The 19,314-nt window shown below is 31.7% G+C and carries 15 protein-coding genes; 9 read left to right on the top strand and 6 right to left on the bottom strand.

The genetic code is table 11. From position 1 onward, the window contains the following. The first annotated feature begins 128 nt into the window (after window positions 1-128). The 5 genes from ACQY6M_RS12725 (at window position 129) to ACQY6M_RS12745 (ending at window position 4,803) form a co-directional block, all read left to right on the top strand. Window positions 129-1,193 carry a PA0069 family radical SAM protein gene (locus tag ACQY6M_RS12725; RefSeq protein WP_428742262.1) on the top strand — a complete coding sequence of 355 codons (1,065 nt, stop codon included), beginning with the start codon at window positions 129-131 and terminating at the stop codon, window positions 1,191-1,193. Beyond that, window positions 1,193-1,729 carry a Crp/Fnr family transcriptional regulator gene (locus ACQY6M_RS12730; protein WP_428742263.1) on the top strand — a complete coding sequence of 179 codons (537 nt, stop codon included), beginning with the start codon at window positions 1,193-1,195 and terminating at the stop codon, window positions 1,727-1,729. Before ACQY6M_RS12725 ends, ACQY6M_RS12730 begins: the two co-directional genes overlap by 1 nt. 52 nt (window positions 1,730-1,781) lie before the next feature. Beyond that, a complete protein-coding gene (locus tag ACQY6M_RS12735) occupies window positions 1,782-2,327 on the top strand; it encodes a DinB family protein (RefSeq protein WP_428742264.1) in 546 nt (181 codons plus the stop codon). Window positions 2,328-2,452: 125 nt separating this feature from the next. Next, window positions 2,453-3,439 (top strand): helix-turn-helix domain-containing protein, encoded by a 987-nt coding sequence (locus ACQY6M_RS12740; RefSeq protein WP_428742265.1) that lies wholly within the window; start codon window positions 2,453-2,455, stop codon window positions 3,437-3,439. 95 nt (window positions 3,440-3,534) lie between these two features. After that, a complete protein-coding gene (locus ACQY6M_RS12745; RefSeq protein WP_428742266.1) occupies window positions 3,535-4,803 on the top strand; it encodes a nuclear transport factor 2 family protein in 1,269 nt (422 codons plus the stop codon). Window positions 4,804-4,863: 60 nt separating this feature from the next. On the opposite strand, the gene ACQY6M_RS12750 is transcribed toward ACQY6M_RS12745, so the two are convergent. The 6 genes from ACQY6M_RS12750 to tsaD form a co-directional block, all read right to left on the bottom strand. Further along, window positions 4,864-6,501, bottom strand: coding sequence for a pyruvate dehydrogenase complex dihydrolipoamide acetyltransferase (locus tag ACQY6M_RS12750; RefSeq protein ID WP_428742267.1), 1,638 nt, complete (start codon window positions 6,499-6,501; stop codon window positions 4,864-4,866). A 3-nt stretch (window positions 6,502-6,504) separates the two neighbouring features. Next, window positions 6,505-7,500, bottom strand: coding sequence for a pyruvate dehydrogenase (acetyl-transferring) E1 component subunit alpha (gene pdhA / locus ACQY6M_RS12755; RefSeq protein ID WP_408035106.1), 996 nt, complete (start codon window positions 7,498-7,500; stop codon window positions 6,505-6,507). 133 nt (window positions 7,501-7,633) lie between these two features. Beyond that, a complete protein-coding gene (locus ACQY6M_RS12760) occupies window positions 7,634-8,308 on the bottom strand; it encodes a hypothetical protein (RefSeq protein ID WP_428742268.1) in 675 nt (224 codons plus the stop codon). Between the two features lie 67 nt (window positions 8,309-8,375). Next, a complete protein-coding gene (locus ACQY6M_RS12765; RefSeq protein WP_428742269.1) occupies window positions 8,376-9,041 on the bottom strand; it encodes a M15 family metallopeptidase in 666 nt (221 codons plus the stop codon). Between the two features lie 54 nt (window positions 9,042-9,095). After that, a complete protein-coding gene (locus tag ACQY6M_RS12770) occupies window positions 9,096-10,949 on the bottom strand; it encodes an LTA synthase family protein (RefSeq protein ID WP_428742270.1) in 1,854 nt (617 codons plus the stop codon). A gap of 16 nt (window positions 10,950-10,965) precedes the next feature. Then, window positions 10,966-11,994 (bottom strand): tRNA (adenosine(37)-N6)-threonylcarbamoyltransferase complex transferase subunit TsaD, encoded by a 1,029-nt coding sequence (gene tsaD / locus ACQY6M_RS12775; RefSeq protein ID WP_428742271.1) that lies wholly within the window; start codon window positions 11,992-11,994, stop codon window positions 10,966-10,968. 263 nt (window positions 11,995-12,257) lie between these two features. Between tsaD and ACQY6M_RS12780 the strand changes: the two genes are divergently transcribed. The 4 genes from ACQY6M_RS12780 to ACQY6M_RS12795 are packed head-to-tail and all read left to right on the top strand — an operon-like array spanning window position 12,258 to window position 19,297. Then, on the top strand, window positions 12,258-16,580 hold the full coding sequence (locus ACQY6M_RS12780) for a translocation/assembly module TamB domain-containing protein (protein WP_428744959.1): 4,323 nt from the start codon (window positions 12,258-12,260) through the stop codon (window positions 16,578-16,580). A 10-nt stretch (window positions 16,581-16,590) separates the two neighbouring features. Then, window positions 16,591-17,514, top strand: a complete 924-nt coding sequence (locus tag ACQY6M_RS12785) for a DUF368 domain-containing protein (protein ID WP_428742273.1) — start codon at window positions 16,591-16,593, stop codon at window positions 17,512-17,514. Between the two features lie 33 nt (window positions 17,515-17,547). After that, complete coding sequence (locus tag ACQY6M_RS12790) at window positions 17,548-18,555, top strand: DUF368 domain-containing protein (RefSeq protein ID WP_428742274.1); 1,008 nt, start codon at window positions 17,548-17,550, stop codon at window positions 18,553-18,555. Then, window positions 18,536-19,297 carry a shikimate dehydrogenase family protein gene (locus ACQY6M_RS12795; protein WP_428742275.1) on the top strand — a complete coding sequence of 254 codons (762 nt, stop codon included), beginning with the start codon at window positions 18,536-18,538 and terminating at the stop codon, window positions 19,295-19,297. Before ACQY6M_RS12790 ends, ACQY6M_RS12795 begins: the two co-directional genes overlap by 20 nt. The last annotated feature ends 17 nt before the right edge of the window (window positions 19,298-19,314 follow it).

The following is a 19,314-nucleotide window of genomic DNA, read 5'->3' on the forward strand; positions in this document are numbered from 1 at the left end:
CTTGTAATTTTATAACGTCACTTCGGATGGTTTCGATTCTCTATCGAAATTGTATTGAGAAGTTAGTAAATTTATTCTCGATAAAGTCATTCTAAAGGCAATTTTTATAATGTTTATTTAGAGATGATATGGACTACATTAAAGGACGTGGTGCACAACACAACACCCATAATAAGTTTTTACAGCATCAGCACACGGTGTTGGACGACTTTCTGAATTATTGTGAAGCTGAAAGTGAATTGGCAGACAATAATAAAACGTCCTATTTAGAAATTTATCCAAAAACAATTCTGAATAAAGTAACGAGTCCAGATATAGGATTTTCATATTCTATGAATCCTTACCAGGGATGTGAACATGGTTGTATTTACTGTTATGCGCGCAATACTCATGAATATTGGGGGTATTCAGCGGGTTTGGATTTTGAGCGTAAAATTTTATATAAAGCCAATGCACCTGAATTGTTAGAGAAAAAATTACGAAGCAAAAGCTGGCAACCACAAGATATTATGTTTTCAGGGAATACTGATTGTTATCAGCCGATTGAAAAGAAACTAGAGATTACACGAAAAATGTTACAAGTACTGCTGAAGTTGAAGCATCCAGTAAGTATGATAACCAAAAACTCGTTAATTCTTCGCGATTTAGATATTTTAAAAGAAATGGCTGAAATGAATTTGGTACGAGTAAGTATCTCTATTACCTCACTATCTGAAGAAACGAGAAGAGTAGTAGAACCGAGAACAGCATCGATAAAAAAAAGATTAGAAACAGTTCAGGTTCTTTCAGAAAACGGAATCCCAGTCAATGTTATGATGGCACCAATAATACCATCAATAAACAGTCATGAAATTCTACCGTTAGTAAAAAAAGTAAGCGAGTTAGGAGCAACATCAATAGGATATACAATAGTGCGTTTGAATGGAGCTATCGGAGAAATTTTTACCAATTGGTTGCGTAAAACGTATCCTGATAGAGCAGAGAAAATTTTACATCAAATAGAAGATTGTCATGGAGGAACATTAAATGATTCACGCTATGGAAATAGAATGCGAGGAGAAGGCAAAATAGCCGAACAAATAAAAATGCAATTTAAGCTTGCGAAAAATATGTATTTAAAAGATCAACATTTACCTCCATTAGATTTTTCTAAATTTGACAAGCATCAAACCAATCAAACCAGCTTATTTTAATGAATTTTTATCAGAAGCTCTTAGCGGTTTTAGAATCTAATTGGGAGGAAGAAATTGTTCTAAAAAGGAATGAATATTTAATAACTAAAGAAGCTGTAAACACCGATTTGTTTTTAGTAGCAGAAGGAAGTTTACGTGTTTTTATAGAGGACGATGAAGAAGAACACACGATTCGATTTGGATACAAAAACTCCATAATAACAGCGTTAGACTCTTTTTTAACTGAACAACCAACGAAGTTTTATATACAAGCTTTAAAGAAATGTCACTTGAAAAAGATTTCTAAAAATGGCTTTACAAAACTTATGCAAACTTCTGAAGAAAATAAGAAAGTATGGGAGCAATTATTGCAAAGTTTTGTATATCAACAAATAGAACGAGAAATAGATTTGATAACTTACTCACCTCAAAAACGTTTTGAAAGCGTATTGAAAAGAAGTCCACAGGTGTTTCAAGAAATTCCATTGAAATATATTGCTTCTTATTTACGGATGACACCAGAAACCTTGTCCAGAATTTTAAAAACTCTTGATTAGCCTCAAGATTTTTTTATTATAAAAGAGTCAATTTTGAAGAAAATTTTAAAAGATGATTTTTAAAACAGAAGCATTGTTAGAAGAGTTAAAGCAATATGTAAACTCTCATGTTCAATTTGTGCAATCACTAAATGAATTTTCAGAGGTTGATTTACAAAGGAAAAAAGACACGAAGTCTTGGTCGGTTGTTGAGTGTTTGGAACATTTAAATTTGTACGCAGTTTTTTACAATAAAGAAATACAAAAGCAATTGCAAAACTCTGATAATATTAAATCAGATACTTTTAAATCGGGGTATTGGGGAAACAAGTTTGCAGTAGATATGTTACCGAAAAAAGGCATGAAAACGATGAATACGTTTAAGAGTAAAAACCCTATCTATTCAAAGTTGAACACAGAAGAAGTAATCACTAACTTTTTAAAAAACCAGGAGAAATTGTTAGAGTTATTGGAGCAAGCCAAACAAAAAGACTTGACTAGAATTAAAACAGCAATTACGCTTCCCTTGTTAAAACTTAGGTTAGGAGATACGCTTCGTTTTGTGATCCATCATAACGAACGTCATATAGTTCAAGCTCAAAAGGTGTTGAAAAATTAATAAGATTATACCTAGTTATAATAGCATCATTTTATATTTTAGTTGAGTATTTTGCTAATGATATGATGTTTGACAATCCACTGCTTTTTTTTATTTGTTCTTTGGGCGTATTTAATGGTCTTTTGGTGAGTATCTATTTTTTATTGGTAGATAAAACAAAAAGAGTCCCTAATTTTTTGTTTGGGTTGCTAACCTTTTTCTTAACAGTGAGAATAGGAAAGTCTGTTTACACAATATTTACTCCTAGAGAAGAAAGAAATTTATGGATTATCCAAATAGGATTGTCGGCTTGTTTTTTAATAGGGATCTCATTGTACTATTATTTAAAATCTTCTGTAAATAAGACGAAGAGCATTCCGTTAAAGTGGAAAACCCATTTTTCAATATTATTTCTAATTATACTTATTGTAGGAATTATAAAACCCTATGCAATAGATACTCTTTTTTGGAACACCTATTTTGTTAAGTTTATTTATTTGGTATGGGGTATTTATGTTGTGTTGTCAGGTTTTGTTTTAAAAGATGTTTTCAAAAAACTATTTTCAAAGAAAGAAACTTGTACTACTTCAGAAGTATGGTTGGTAGCTGTTTATATGAGTAATTTGCTAATTTATTTGGCATACATTATTGGGTATTTTTATTTCTATTTTGTAGGAACCGTTACTTTTTCTATTGTCTTTTATGGCTTAGTATTGTTGTTTCTTTCTAAGAAAAATAGAGAGTCTATTTTTAAAGATTTACCAGAAAAATACTCAACTAAAAAAATTGAAAATGAAGAAGCGGATTCTTTAAAGTTACAATTAGACATTTTAATGAAAGAAGAAGAATTGTATAAAGATACAGCTATAAAACTGTCTGATATTTCAGTTAAAATAGGAGTCTCTTCTCATAAATTATCACAATTTTTAAATGACAATCTCGGAAAAAGCTTTGCAACTTTCTTGAATGAATACAGAATTGAAGAAGCGAAGAAACTATTAAAAGAGAATCATAAAATTACTTTAGAAAGTATTGGGTTTGAAGCAGGATTTTCTTCAAAATCAAACTTTTACGCTACCTTTAAAAAGGTGGTTGGACAAACTCCAGCTCAATATCAAAAGCAGTTTTTATAGTATAGAATTATAATTTAGGACGCCTAAATTATAGGAGATCATCAAAAAGGAAGATTGTTTTAAGAGGTTTGAATTCAAATTCAAAATCTTTTAAAATGAAATTTATATGTACAGCGGTAGTATCTTTCTTTTTTGTAACTAGTTTTTCACAGGGAAAACAAGTAAAAGAAGATACTAAGGAAAAGCTTTTAGTCAGTATTTATGGAAGTAAACAACAAAAAGTAATCAACTACGACAAGAGTTTTGTGTCTGACGACCGTTTGTTTTATGAAAGCTTAGATCGTCCAGATATTAATTTACCTCCTTCTTCCGATAAAGAGTTGATTGAACAAACACTTAACAATTATATAGAAGGGAGTTCTTTTAATAAAATGAATACTCTTAAAAGTTCTTTTTACAAAGACGCAACACTTTATTTAACAGGAAAAGACGGCTTTAATCAGTTTACTACTGAAGAGTATTCAAAATTTTTTCCATCTAATAAAAAAGGAAAGTTCAATGGTAGAATAGGGGAAATCATTTCGATTGATATAACGAATGATATTGCTACTGCAAAAGTTGAAATCTTAATTCCTAATCGTAAATGGAGGTTTGTAGATCTTTTTTTATTGAGGAAGTTTGATAATAGCTGGAAGATTATAAGCAAAACAGCGACTAGAGAATCATCAATTGAAACAGGAAATAAAATTTTGTTTGTAGTTTCAAATACAGACTATTATGTGGGAACAAATATTCCTACAGGAAATAGTTTTGATGAAATAGTGTTGGCTTATCAAATGTTTACTGATGCTGGTTTTAATATTGATATTATTAGTCCAGAAGGAGGAGCTATTCCTTTAAAATATTTGAACACATCTGAGAATATAAAGAAAGAGTATTTATACAATAGTGATTTTATGTACGCGCTAAAAAACACCAAGAAGCCTACGCAAGTCCGTTCATCTGAGTATAAAGCTATTTATTATGTTGGAGGTGGTAGTGCTATGTTTAATGTGCCTAAGAACAAAGAAATACAAAAAATAGCTATGGATATTTATGAAAAGCAAGAAGGTGTTATCAGTGCCGTTTGTCATGGTACTGCTGGGATCGTTTTTTTGAAAAAGGCTAATGGAGAGTATGTGGTAAAAAACAAACGTGTAAATGGCTTTCCTGAAGACCATGAAAAAAAAGAAAGAGAATACTTTAAAAGCTTTCCGTTTTTAATAAGAAAGACTGTCGAAAACCATGGAGGAAAATTCTTTTATTCAGATGCACTAGATGAACATGTTGAAGTGGATGGACGATTGGTTACAGGGCAAAACCCAGCCTCGGTTCCTAAATTGGTAAGAGAGGTAATTAAAATTATCAACTCAAAAAAAGGATGATTTGATTCATAAAAAAAGCTCACCAAAAGGTGAGCTTTTTATTTATGTTTTATTGAAAAACTATGCCAGCATAGTAACAGGGTTTTCAATATATGTTTTTAATGTTTGTAAAAATTGAGCACCAACAGCACCGTCAACCGTTCTATGGTCACATGCTAAGGTTAATTTCATTGTATTACCTACAACGATTTCTCCGTTTTTAACTACTGGTTTTTGTACAATTGCACCTACTGATAAAATAGCAGAGTTAGGTTGGTTAATAATTGAAGTAAAACTTTCAATACCGAACATTCCTAAGTTAGAAACTGTAAAAGTACTTCCTTGCATTTCTGCAGGAGTAATTTTCTTAGTTCTAGCTTTACCAGCTAAATCACGTACAGCAGCACCAATTTGTGTTAAACTTAATGCATCTGTATGTTTTACTACTGGTACTACTAAGCCTTCATCTACAGCGACTGCAACACCAACGTTAATGTGACTGTGGAATAACGTATCGTTATCTGTCCAGCTAGTATTTACTTGTGGATGCTTTTTCAATGCCATTGCACATGCCTTTACAACCATATCGTTGAACGATATTTTAGTGTCAGGAATTGCATTAATGGTTTTACGAGAAGCCATTGCATTGTCCATATCTACTTCAATATTCAAGTAGAAGTGAGGAGCAGAGAATTTAGAATTACTTAATGCTTTTGCAATCGCTTTACGCATTTGAGAATTCTTAACTTCTGTAGTATTTTCTTCTCCTGCAATTGCAAAACTAGTTACAGTTGATGGAGTAGAAGCAGTACTTGTAGCTACAGGAGCTTCAACTTTAGCTGTTGGCGTATAATTTTCTACATCTTTTTTAACGATACGACCGTTTTCTCCAGAACCTTTAACGTCTGCTAAATTGATTCCTTTATCCTTTGCTATTTTCTTAGCTAAAGGAGATGCAAAAATTCTTCCTCCACTAGTATTTGATACAGTTGCTACCGGAGTAGCTGCTGTTTCTGTTTTGTTTTCTGCTACGGCTTTAGGAGCTTCTTCTTGTTTTTCAGTAGATGGAGTACTTGTTAAAGTACCAGCTTTGTGTGCTTCTACTAATGAAGAAACGTCAGTTCCAGCTTCACCAATAATAGCTAATAAACTATCTACAGGAGCACTTTCACCTTCTTGAACTCCGATATGTAATAAAGTTCCTTCGTTGAAAGATTCAAACTCCATGGTAGCTTTGTCAGTTTCGATTTCAGCTAAAATATCACCTTCTTCAACTTTATCACCTGCTTTTTTCAACCAAGAAGCAACTGTACCTTCAGTCATGGTGTCACTTAAACGAGGCATCGTAACAACTTTTACTCCCTCAGGAATAGTAGTGTTTGAACTTGCTGCTTTAGGCTCTTCAACTTTAGGAGCTTCTTCTGTTTTTGTTTCTGCAGGAGCCGAAGTATTTCCATTTAATAAACCAGAAATATCTTCACCTTCTTCTCCAATAATAGCTAATAGGCTATCAACAGGAGCTGTTTCACCTTCTTGAACTCCGATATGTAATAAGGTACCTTCGTGAAAAGATTCAAATTCCATCGTAGCTTTATCGGTTTCGATTTCAGCTAAAATATCACCTTCTTCAACTTTGTCACCTACTTTTTTCAACCAAGAAGCTACCACTCCTTCTTCCATCGTATCGCTTAAGCGAGGCATGTTTATAATTGTAGCCATAGTTTACTTAGATTTTATGAATGGATAATCTTCTTGTTCGTATACCATATCGTATAATTGATTTAATTCTGGATATGGAGATTCTTCAGCGAATTTTTCACATTCCTTTACTAAATCTTTTACTTCTTTATCAATCGCTTTGATTTCATCTTCAGTCGCATAATTGTTTTCTTTGATGATATCTAAAACTTGAGTGATAGGATCTATTTTTTTGTACTCTTCAACTTCTTCTTTAGTACGGTAATGTTGCGCATCAGACATAGAGTGACCTCTATAACGATACGTTTTCATTTCTAAGAAAGTTGGTCCATCACCACGACGTGCTCTTTGAATAGCTTCGTCAACTGCTTCAGCAACTTTGATAGGGTTCATTCCGTCAACAGGTCCACAAGGCATTTCATATCCTAAACCTAATTTCCAGATGTCAGTGTGGTTTGCAGTTCTTTCAACTGAAGTACCCATAGCATATCCATTGTTTTCAACAATAAATATTACAGGTAATTTCCAGTTCATTGCCATGTTAAAAGTTTCATGTAAAGAACCTTGACGAGCAGCTCCATCACCAAAATAACATAAAGTAACAGCATCGCTACCTTTGTATTTGTCTCCAAAAGCAATACCAGCACCTAAAGGAATTTGTCCACCTACAATTCCGTGACCCCCATAAAAACGGTATTCTTTAGAGAAAATATGCATTGAACCACCCATACCATGTGAAGTACCAGTTGCTTTACCATATAATTCTGCCATAACACGTTTTGGGTCTTCACCCATACCAATTGGTTGTACGTGGTTACGGTATGCAGTAATCATTTTATCTTTAGTCAAATCCATTGCATGCAATGAACCTGCTAAAACAGCCTCTTGACCGTTATATAAGTGTAAAAAACCTCTTACTTTTTGTTGAATGTAAACAGCTGCTAGTTTATCTTCAAACTTTCTCCAAAATAGCATATCTCTATACCAATTGATATAGGTTTCTTTGGTGATTTTCTTCATTATATATTAGTTGTTTATTTTAAAGTTTGTTTATTACAAAACGTAGCTACAAAAGTAAGTAGTTTTTGGTAATTTAAAAAAAGTTATGCTTAAAAGTTAAGGACGGTTTTTTAGCTATGAGTAATATGTAGTTTTACTTCTCTTTTGCCACTATAATAGTAGCTTTAGCCCCTGTAGCTAAGTTCCATTCATTCGATGAAATTAGCATGCCAGCATCATTATAAATTTTGAAAGCAGCTGTATTAGGACCAGAGGTTCCTTGGTTAAGGGCAACAATCTCTATGGTATTAATACCTTTATCTAAGGGTAAATTAAAAGATTGATAATTTTGTTTAAGAGTTAAGTTGCTTATTACGGGAATCTTGTTGATGTAAATAGTAACCCTATCTCCATCTGGATATTGATAGTCTCTACATATAATGTTTACACTTTTACCTTTTGTGCTAAAACTTCCTAAATCTTGATCAATAACTGGATAATTATACATTCCATTTATTTGCTTAAAGGCTTTTAGGTATTGTTCTTCGGCAATTTTAGCTTTGGTAAGAATTCCTTTATTTTCTAAATCTTGTTCAGCTTGTTGTTTTTGAAGCTCTTTTTGTTGTTTGTTATGAGCAGTTTTAAAACCATTATCATTACTAAAATCTAGAACATTAGGTTTTTTAACTTCTTTAGCTGGGGCTGTTTTAAATCCGAAAGATGAAGTTCCTTCATTATTACCCCCAACCGAACCATCTAATTGTGCAAAACTATTAGATGTTACAAAGCATGATAAAAAGATAAAAAGTAAATATAAGTTTTTGTTCATTGCAAATAAATCTACACAAATATAATGCCGATTTTATATAAAAATGTTGTTGTTGTGTTAAAAACAATTATTTTACAGGAAAATCAAAATAGGTTTTAGGAAAAGGCTCATGTCGTAATGTAAAATGCCACCATTCGTTTGTATAAGGTCTAAAACCATGCTTACGCATCACTTTCTGCAATAGCTGCCTGTTCTTTTTTTGTTGTTTTGTTAATTTTTCGTAGGTGATATGAGATGAAACTCCAAAGAAATCATAAGGACTTCCCATATCTAATTCTTTACCAGTTTTTAAATCTACAATGGTTAAGTCTACAGTGCTACCACGAGAATGTCCTGATTTTGAAGCAATATATCCTAATTTAAATAGATGACGTTTATTAACTTCAGGATAGTATTGTTGTTTCATTAAAGTATCGTTAATAACACGAGCCCATTTTACAAAATGATTTACAGCAGTTTGTGGTCGATAAGCGTCAAATATTTTTAAACTCAAACCTTTGGTTGTAAGTTCGTCTTGGACTTTTTTTAAGGCTTTTGCAGTGGGAGATGTCGCAATTAATATATTTTCTTCATAACCGTTTATAGGAGCCCCAATAAAGTTATTATTGCTACAATACCTTAACTCTTTTTGTATAGTGGGAGATACATTATTTATATATGAAAACCCTTTAGGTAAGTTTTGCGATTGTATAGCTAAGGAAGCTAATAAGAATAAAGTTAAAATCCATTTCATTGGGTAAAAGTAATGAAATGGATTTTAACTGTTTTTAGTTGTCTAATTTTATAGTTATTTATCTAGAAAATCTTGATATGCCGTTTGACTTATTGCCCTACCTAAAGAGTCTAGTGGTTGATAGTTGCCTTTTTGAATAACTGGTTTGTTACTCACATAATCATACACAAAAACTCCATTTTTTGAAACCGTACCAAAACCTTTATTGAATACAAAATGAGCATATTGTTTGTTAGAAGTATTGAAGATTTGTTTTCCAAACTGAAATTGTTTTGGATTGCCTCCTAACATATCAGTTAATGTATAAGCTAAATCACTCTGTGCACTTACATTATCAACGGTAATTCCTGTTTTGGTAAGAGCTCCTCCTAACCAAACCATTGGAATTTGAAAGCGAATTGGTGAATTGAAATATCCTTTATGTTTTGGTAAAGGATGTCCGTGATCTGCTAAAATGATAATCAAAGTGTTATCCCACCAAGGTTGTTTTTTAGCATCTTCAATAAACTTTCCAATAGCTTTATCTGTATAAGCTTGGGCACTTCTATAAAGGTTCTCTTCAGAGTTCTTGCCAAATTTATAGTCACCTGGAAACTCGTATGGCTCATGACTAGTTAAGGTTAAAGCTACTTCAAAAAAGGGTTCTTCTAGGTTGGGAGCTGATAAATCTTTCATGAATCGATCTAAAAAAATATGATCGTGTGCTCCCCATTTAGAATTCCAGTTTTCTTTGTCAAACTCAGCTCCATCAACAATTTTATCTATTTGACCATTTCGTAAATAGGTAATCATGTTTCCAAAATTACTATCGCCACCATAATAAAAGGCAGTGTGATAACCTAAGCTTTTCATTTCTTTGGTAAGCATTGGTAGTTTTCTAGCTTTGAAAGGAATTTTCATAATGCTATTAGTAGGTTGAGGGTAATAGCCACTCAAAATAGCAGGAACTCCTTTATCGGTTCTGACTCCATTTCCATAGAAATTAGTAAACAAAATTCCTTCCTTGGCAAGTTTATTAAGGTTTTCAGTAACATCAGGTTCCCCTCCTAAAACACCAACAGCTTTTGCAGATAAGCTTTCCCAAATAAGTACAATAACATTAGGTTTTTTAGTGTTTAAAATAGAATCTGTGTTGGCTGTTAAGAGCTGATTTTTGGTTTTGTCAATAATATGTTTTGCAGTATCTTTTTTAAAATGAACATATGGGTTTTTTCCATTTGTTCTATGACTTATTGTATTAGCAAAATTCCATATAAAATTTACTGCGGCATGATTGGCAAACATGTTAGTTGAAAAGTAAACATTACTTTGGTTGATAGGAATGTTAGCAAAACCACCACGGATAGGAATAATTAATGCGCCCATAAATAAAAGGAAAACAGGAGCTTCTAAAAATCTACCTCCTTTTAATTTATGAATAATTCTATTTAATACCTTGTTAAAGCAATAGACCATTCCTAACGATAGTATCACCCAGATAAAAATCCCACCAACAAGTTGCATTGTTGAAACTGAAGCTAACATGGCTTTTGGTGTATTGATATAATTTAATAAAGTTGAATCAATACGAACTCCCCAAGATTTGTATAAAACGATATCAATCAACATAAATAGATTGATAATAAAAACGATTAAAAAAGTATATATTTTAATGATTTTACTAATAAAGTTTTTGGGAATCCAAATAGAAAGAAGTGCTATTAAAAATGGAATGGCAGCTATATATGCTGCAAAAGAAAAATCTAATAGAATACCGTATAGAAACGTTTTTAAAGTAGTAACGAATTTTAACTCAGAAGTTTTGTCAAAATAGTACGATAGGAATAAAAAACGAGCGAATATAAAGTAAACTACCCACAAAAAATAATAGGTGATATTAAAAAGAATTCGGTTTTTAAAATTAGTCATTATTATCTTGTTAGAGTTATTCAGTAACTTTTAATCGCGCTTGAGCTGTTACTGAAATATCAGAATAATCGTTATTTAAGTATTTCAAATATCCAGCAATTGCTATCATCGCTGCATTATCTGTTGTGTATTCAAATTTAGGAATATAGGTTGTCCATCCCCAGTGTTTTTCAGCTAAAGTTAAACGCTTTCTAATCTCAGAATTGGCAGAAACACCACCAGCAATAGCAATATGTTTAATGTCAGTTAGCTTTACAGTGTTTTTGAGCTTATCCATTAAGATTTCAATAATAGTATGTTGTATTGAAGCACAAATATCATTAAGGTTCTCTTTGATAAAGTCAGGGTTCTCTTTTGTGTTCTTTTGAATAAAATATAGAATGCCTGTTTTTAATCCGCTAAAACTGAATTCTAAATCACCTACTTTTGGTTTCGTAAATTTAAAAGCTTTTGGGTTTCCTAATTGAGCATATTTATCAACCAAAGGTCCTCCAGGGTAAGGGAGTCCTAGTATTTTTGCTGATTTATCATAGGCTTCACCTACAGCATCATCAATTGTTTCTCCCAAAATTTCCATTTCAAAATGGTTGGTAATTTTTACGATTTGGGTATGTCCACCACTAATAGTTAAGCAAACAAAAGGAAAAGGAGGTGTTTTACTACCTGCCTCATCAATAAAATGAGCTAAAATATGCGCTTGCATATGGTTTACATCTATCAAAGGAATGTTTAATCCTAAAGCTAGAGATTTAGCAAAAGAAGTTCCCACAAGTAAAGACCCCATTAACCCGGGTCCGCGAGTAAAAGCAATGGCTTTTAAATCGTGTTTTGTAATGCCAGCTCTCTCAATAGCTTGTTGTACCACAGGAACAATATTTTGTTGATGTGCTCTTGAAGCTAATTCAGGAACGACACCTCCATATTTAGCATGTACCTCTTGGTTTGCTACGACATTGCTTAACACTTTTCCGTTGCAAATTACAGAAGCACTTGTGTCATCACAAGAACTTTCAATACCTAAAATATAAATGTTGTCTTTACTCAATTCATTTCGGATTTAGGTTACAAAAATATTCATATTACGTTAGATTTTCGTTAAAATCGATATTTCTTTAAAATAAGGCAGCATTTTTGCAGTTTGCTGATTACTTTTGTTTATTAGGATTGTAAAAAAGGGAAATCATTAAAAGAGTAGGGAAAATAATAGGTAGAATACTAAAGTACGCTGTGCTCTTTTTACTCTTGCTTTTTATTTTACTATCGTTACCTTTTGTTCAAAGTCAATTAGCGAAATATGCAACGAATTGGGTGAATAAAGAATTTAACACGAATATCGTTGTTAAAAAGATTGATTTGTCTTGGTTTGGAAGTGTTCAGTTAAAGGAAATTGAGATTCGAGACCATCATAAAGACACCCTTATTTTTGTTAATAACCTAACTACTTCCTTACAAAATGCGAAACGTGTATTAGAGAATAAAGTTGATTTAGGAGAAGCTTCTTTAAGCGGAATTCACTTTTACATGAAAACATATAAAGGTGAAAAAAATGATAACATGTCTATTTTTGTAGACAGTTTTGAAGACGGGAAACCTAAAGATAGTTTAGCTACGCCATTTATCCTTAAAAGTGATAAAATTTCTCTGAAAGATTTGACTTTTAAATTGATGGATGAAAATAAAGATGAATTACTTCAGTTTGCAGCTTACAAAGGAGGAGGGGAATTACAAGATTTTTCTATTGTAGGACCTGATGTTTCAATGAAAATAAGAAACTTATATTTTACAGAAAATAGAGGGGTAAACATATCTAATTTATCTACTGATTTTACCTATACAAAATCATTTATGAATTTTGAAAAAACGGTACTTGAAACAGATAATGCATCCAAGTTACAAGGGAATATAAAGTTTACATACAATCGAAAAGATTTTGTGAATTTTAATGACAAGGTAAAAATTAAGGCGAAGTTCCATGAGAGTACGGTCTCAGTAAAAGATTTACATAAGTTTTATAATGAAATCGGAGGAAATGATCTTTTGTATTTAAGCGGGAGTGTTGATGGAGTTCTGAATAATTTTAGTGCCAATAATGTTCGAATACATTCAAGAGGAGGTATGAGGATTATTGGAAATATGGGATTTGTTAATGCGGTTAAAACAAGTAGAGGTTTTGTCTTTGATGCAGATTTAGATAATGTAACTGCCAATTATAGTCAATTAAAAAATGTATTACCTAACTTATTAGGAAAAACATTACCTACAGAGTTTCAAAGGTTAGGAAACTTTACGCTGAACGGATTGATAAAAGTTACTCCAGAACAAATGGATGCTACTTTAACAGTACAATCTGAAGTAGGAACCACTATTTCAGATCTTCAATTGACAAACATCAGTAATATTGATGCAGCTGAGTATAATGGAGGAATAGAGTTTAAAGATTTTGATTTAGGTGTTTTTGCTAATGATCCTGTGTTGGGAAAGATATCATTAAAAGCAGATGTAAATGGAAGCGGGTTTGATGTAGATAATGTTAATACAACCATTATAGGGAAAGTAAGTAGTTTGTTTTTTAATGGATATGAATACAAAAACTTACAAGTAAATGGGCAATTTCAAAACAAAAAGTTTGATGGACTGTTAAATGCTGAAGACGACAATTTTAAATTGGAGTTTGAAGGATTGGCAGATTTTTCTTCTGAAATAAACAAGTTCGATTTTATAGCAAATGTTGAAAGAATAGACCTGAAAAAAACAAATCTTTTTACGAGAGATAGTATTTCAGAGTTAAAAGGAAATATCAATTTGAATATTTCAGGAAATACTTTTGATGATATCGTAGGTAAAGCAGTATTCAGAAATTTAGTATATACAAATCAAAAGCAAAGCTATCCCTTTAAAATTTTTGAAGTGAATTCTTCCGTAAAAGATAGTATAAAAACTATTGATATAAAGTCTGAAGAAATAGTAAGCGGGCATATTAAAGGAAAGTTTTCTTTTGAAGAACTCGTGCCAATAGCTCAAAATGCATTGGGTAGTGTATATACCAACTATCGCCCACACGAGATAACACCAAATCAGTTTTTAGATTTTGACTTTACCATATACAACAGAATAATAGAAGTATTTCTTCCACAAGTTTCGATTGGTAGCAATACTCGATTAAAAGGGCGTATAAACTCTGATAAAAACTCATTAAAGCTTACATTTGAATCACCTGAAATAAAAGCTTATGAGAATGTTATTGAAGGTGTAGTCCTGAGGATGGATAACAAAAATCCGTTGTACAATACACACTTAACCGCCGACAAAATAAATACAAAGTACTACAATATAGAAAAGTTAAACTTGTTAAACCGTACCCAAAATGATACACTTTTTTTTAAGTCGGTTTTTAAGGGAGGAGAAGAGTACTCTGAGAGTTTTAATTTAGACTTTTTTTATACGATAAACGAAATACAGAAATCGGTTATAGGGGTTCAAAAATCAAAAGTACATTACAAAGGATTTGACTGGTTAATCAACCCAAACGAAGATAAAAACAACAAAGTAGCTTTTGATTTAAATAAAGACGATTTTACAATAAGTCCATTTATCTTTAAATCAGGGGAACAAAAGATCGGATTTAAAGGAGTTGTTAGAGATAGTACTTATAAAGATTTACAAGCATCTTTTGAAAAAGTAAAACTAAAAAGCTTTTTGCCAACTATTGATAGTTTAAAACTTGATGGAAAATTAAATGGAACACTAAGTTTCAAAGAAGAAAATAATATAGTTGATCCCAGAGGTAATTTGTATGTAGAAGATTTCCGTATAAATGATTTTCCTCAAGGAAATTTAGCATTAAATGTAACTGGTGATAATTCGTATGAAAAGTATGATGTCAATCTATCCTTAGAAAGTGAAAAAGCTAAGAATATTTCAGCAACAGGTGGAATAGATTTTTCTAAAGAAAGACCTACAATGGATTTAGAAATCTATTTAAAAGAATACGAAATAGCAGCGTTTAGTCCATTAGGAGAAGATGTATTATCAAGGTTAAGAGGAAAGGTGACAGGAAATTTTACTGCAAAAGGGTATTTTAGAAACCCTGACTTTGATGGCGTGCTTAATTTTGAAAATGTAGGATTATCTTTTCCTTACCTGAATGTTGATTTTGATTTGACAGGAAATACAAGTATTGTCCTTAATAAACAAGAGTTTATTTTTGAAGATATAATACTAGAAGACACCAAGTATTTAACACAAGGAAACTTATCAGGTAGTATAGCGCATCAAAATTTTAAAGATTGGTTTTTAAACTTTGATATTGATACACGTAACTTATTAGTGTTAGATACTCAAGAAACGGAAGAGGCACAATATTACGGAACAGGTTTTTTAAATGGAGAAGCTAAGATTAGAGGACTTACTAGTAATTTGGATATTGATGTAAATGGAAGAACGAATAAAGGTACTTTGTTTGTAATTCCATTAAGTGATGTTAAAACAATTGATAATTATAAACTGATTCGTTTTAAAACAGGAAAAGAAGAGGAAGATGGTAAAGGAAGAGTAATTAAAAATATTAAAGGGTTAGATTTGAAATTGAATTTAGCCGTTACAAAAGATGCAGTAGCGCAAGTGGTGATAGATAAAGTGTCTGGAAGTGAATTAAAAGGTAGTGGAGAAGGAAACTTATTTATTGATATTGACACACGTGGGAAGTTTAATATGTTTGGAGATTTCACTGTTGATAATGGGTTTTACAACTTTAAATATGCAGGAATAACCAAACCGTTTACTGTACAAAAAGGAGGAACCATTTCTTGGAATGGAAATCCTTATGAAGCTGAGTTGGATATTACTGCTGTTTATAGAACCAAAGCAAACCCTGCACAGTTGTTAGATAATATCAATTCAAATCGTAAAATTCCAATAGATCTTTATACAAAAATTACAGGAGGATTATTTAGCTCGAAACAAGAGTTTGATATAAAAATTCCTAATGCAAATTCAACAGTAAGTTCTGAGTTAGAATTTATTTTAAATGAAAATGATTTAAATACAAAAATGCAGCATTTTTCATTTCTGTTAGCTTTCGGAACTTTTTATAATGAAGATGCAATAGGAAATAGTGCAAGCTCAGGAATTACAGGGACAGCTTCAGAAATAGCTTCAAGTATTTTAACAAACATGTTAAATAGCAAAGAGAATAAGTTTCAGCTAGGTTTAGGATATACACAAGGAGACAGAGGTAAAGTAGATAATCTTAATTCTGATGATCAAGTTGATGTATCTGTATCTACCCAATTGAGCGATCGAGTTCTAGTTAATGGAAAGGTAGGAGTGCCAGTTGGTGCTAATACCCAAACAAGTGTTGTAGGAGAAGTAAAAGTTGAGGTACTGCTAAATGAAGAAGGTAGTTTAAGAGGTACTGTATTTAATCGTCAAAATGAGGTACAGTATTCTACAGAGGAAGAAGGGTATACCCAAGGAGTAGGTATTTCATATCAAGTAAACTTTAATAATCTTAAAGACTTAGGTAGGAAACTAGGATTGAACAAGAAAAAAAAGAAAAAAGAAGAAGTAAAAGATAGTGTAAAACCAAAGAAAAAAGGATTAATAAACTTTAAATCTAAAGAAGAAAAATAACCAAACATTAATGAGTAGAACAAATAAAGATTACCTCGTAATCATGTTAAAAGGAATTGCTATGGGGGCGGCAGATGTTGTTCCAGGTGTTTCAGGAGGTACTATCGCATTTATTTCAGGGATTTATGAAGAGCTTTTAAGTTCTATTAGTAATATTAATATAGAGTTGCTAAAAACCTTAAAAAAAGAAGGAGTAAAAGCTGCATGGCAACAAGCAAATGGGAATTTTTTGGCATCACTTTTTGTCGGAATTTTTATTAGTATTGTTTCGTTAGCTAAAGTAATTTCATGGTTACTTATACACCAACCTATTTTATTGTGGTCGTTTTTCTTTGGATTGGTATTAGCAAGTATTATTTATATCGCTAAACAAGTTACACAATGGAATATTGTTTCGATAATTTTGTTAGTATTAGGAGCAATGTTAGCGTATTATATCACTACGTTAAATCCATTAGTATCAGAGCATTCTTCATTGCCATTTATCTTTTTAGCAGGAGCTATTGCTATTTGTGCTATGATTCTTCCAGGGATTTCTGGATCTTTTGTGTTGGTTCTCTTAGGAGCTTATAAACCAATTTTAGCAGCTGTGAACAACCGTAATTTAACGACAATAGCTGTCGTTGGTTTAGGTGCTATTATTGGATTGCTGTCGTTTTCTAGGGTTTTAAAATATTTGTTTGAAAACTATAAAAATTACACTTTAGTAGCTTTAACAGGGTTTATTATAGGTTCTTTAAATAAGATTTGGCCTTGGAAAAGAGTACTAACTTATCGAATGAATTCACATGGAGAACAAGTTCCATTTAATGAATTGTCGATTTCTCCATTTTCTTACGAAGGAAATTCACAAATAATGTATGCTGTGGTATTAGCTCTAGTAGGTTTTGGTTTAATTTTATTGCTTGAAAAAATAGCGGTAAAAAAACAATAGAAAATAACTAATTTAGGGTTCTAATTAATTAGCATGTATAAAGAGCGTACACTATCGCAAAAAATCAATCTTTTTTTAAAAGGGCTGGTAATGGGCGGAGCCAATAAAATACCAGGAGTTTCAGGAGGTATGGTAGCTTTTGTGATGGGGTTTTATGAAGAACTGATCTATACTTTTCAAAGAATAAATGCAAAAGCATTTAAATTATTAATCAACGGTCGCTACAAAAGCTTTTCAGATTATACCAATTTACAATTTTTAGTATGGGTAATGATGGGAAGCATGTTTAGTTACTTTAGTGTTTCCCTAGTTTTAGATTATTTTTTGAGGAATTACGAGCTGTATGTTTGGTCGTGGTTTTTTGGAATGATTATAGGTTCAATCTACTATATATCAAAAGATTTTAACGACTGGAGGCCTAGAACAATTATAGGGTTGTTAGTAGGAACTTTGGTAGGTATTGCAATAAGTTTTATGACTCCTGCTACCGAAAATGATAACCTTTGGTTTGTGTTTTTGTGTGGAATAATTGGAGTTTCGGGAATGACCTTACCAGGGCTTTCGGGATCTTTTATTTTAATATTACTAGGGAATTATGTCTTGTTGTTGGTAGATAGTGTCAATGTTTTAGGAAATGTAATAACGAGTTTGTTATCGGGCGATTTTGAGGTTTTTAATGATGCTACTAAAGTTAGATATTTAAAAATAATAGGTGTTTTTACAGCAGGTTCGGCGTTTGGTTTAGTCTCTATTTCTCATGTATTGGGTTATGTCTTAAAAAGATGGCATCAAATTGTAACTGCAATTATTATTGGGTTCATTACAGGGTCGCTAGGTATTGTTTGGCCATGGAAAGAAACTATTTATAAAACCCATGAAGGAACTTTTTTATTAGATCAAAACGGGAATAGAATAATAGAAAACTATCAACGATTTATGCCTGATTTTCAAAGTCAAGAAACATGGATTTCTATCGGATTCATTCTTGTTGGGGTTGGGTTGATTTTAATTATTGAATTTTATGGTAGAAAAAGAAAATAAGCATTTATATGCTTTGGTGGGAAGAAATATTTCATACTCATTTTCTCGCGGATACTTTACTAGTAAATTTGAAAAACTAGCATTAAAAAATCATGAGTATATCAATTTTGATATACAATCAATAAATGAACTACCTCAAAAAATAAAAGAAAACAAAAAGAAGTTAAGAGGAATGAATGTTACCATTCCCTATAAACTAGAGGTGTTTAATTTTTTAGACAAAATAGATAAAAAAGCTTTAAAGGTAGGAGCTGTAAATACCATAAAAATAACTAAAAAGGGAAGGTTGAAAGGATATAATACAGATGTATATGGTTTTGAAAGATCACTCAAGCCTTTGCTAAATGAGCATCATAAAAAAGCATTGGTTTTAGGTACAGGAGGAGCATCTAAGGCAGTAGCTTTTGTATTAGAAAGCCTTGGGATTAAATATAAGTTTGTTTCAAGAAATCCTGAGGGTAAAAAACAAATTTCATATAATGAAATTACAAAAAAGACAATGAAAACCTATCACCTTATTATAAATTGTACTCCATTAGGAACACATCCTAATATCGAAGCTTGTCCGGATATTCCATATGAGTATATTTCAGATAAACATCTGTTGTATGATTTGATATATAATCCGTCAGAAACCACTTTTTTAAGAAAAGGAAAAGAAAAGGGAGCTATTATAAAAAACGGATTAGAAATGTTAGAGCTACAAGCTGAAAAAGCGTGGAAAATTTGGAATGATAACTAAAGCATAACTATAAAATA

Source organism: Tenacibaculum sp., assembly GCF_050290165.1.
Classification (GTDB): Bacteria; Bacteroidota; Bacteroidia; order Flavobacteriales; family Flavobacteriaceae; genus Polaribacter.

Bases quoted from the DNA above. Each gene is read 5' to 3' on its own strand.
- ACQY6M_RS12725 (WP_428742262.1), top strand. From the start codon at position 129: ATGGACTACATTAAAGGACGTGGTGCACAACACAACACCCATAATAAG.
- ACQY6M_RS12730 (WP_428742263.1), top strand. From the start codon at position 1,193: ATGAATTTTTATCAGAAGCTCTTAGCGGTTTTAGAATCTAATTGGGAG.
- ACQY6M_RS12735 (WP_428742264.1), top strand. From the start codon at position 1,782: ATGATTTTTAAAACAGAAGCATTGTTAGAAGAGTTAAAGCAATATGTA.
- ACQY6M_RS12745 (WP_428742266.1), top strand. From the start codon at position 3,535: ATGAAATTTATATGTACAGCGGTAGTATCTTTCTTTTTTGTAACTAGT.
- ACQY6M_RS12750 (WP_428742267.1), bottom strand. From the start codon at position 6,501: ATGGCTACAATTATAAACATGCCTCGCTTAAGCGATACGATGGAAGAA.
- pdhA (WP_408035106.1), bottom strand. From the start codon at position 7,500: ATGAAGAAAATCACCAAAGAAACCTATATCAATTGGTATAGAGATATG.
- ACQY6M_RS12760 (WP_428742268.1), bottom strand. From the start codon at position 8,308: ATGAACAAAAACTTATATTTACTTTTTATCTTTTTATCATGCTTTGTA.
- ACQY6M_RS12765 (WP_428742269.1), bottom strand. From the start codon at position 9,041: ATGAAATGGATTTTAACTTTATTCTTATTAGCTTCCTTAGCTATACAA.
- ACQY6M_RS12770 (WP_428742270.1), bottom strand. From the start codon at position 10,949: ATGACTAATTTTAAAAACCGAATTCTTTTTAATATCACCTATTATTTT.
- ACQY6M_RS12785 (WP_428742273.1), top strand. From the start codon at position 16,591: ATGAGTAGAACAAATAAAGATTACCTCGTAATCATGTTAAAAGGAATT.
- ACQY6M_RS12790 (WP_428742274.1), top strand. From the start codon at position 17,548: ATGTATAAAGAGCGTACACTATCGCAAAAAATCAATCTTTTTTTAAAA.
- ACQY6M_RS12795 (WP_428742275.1), top strand. From the start codon at position 18,536: ATGGTAGAAAAAGAAAATAAGCATTTATATGCTTTGGTGGGAAGAAAT.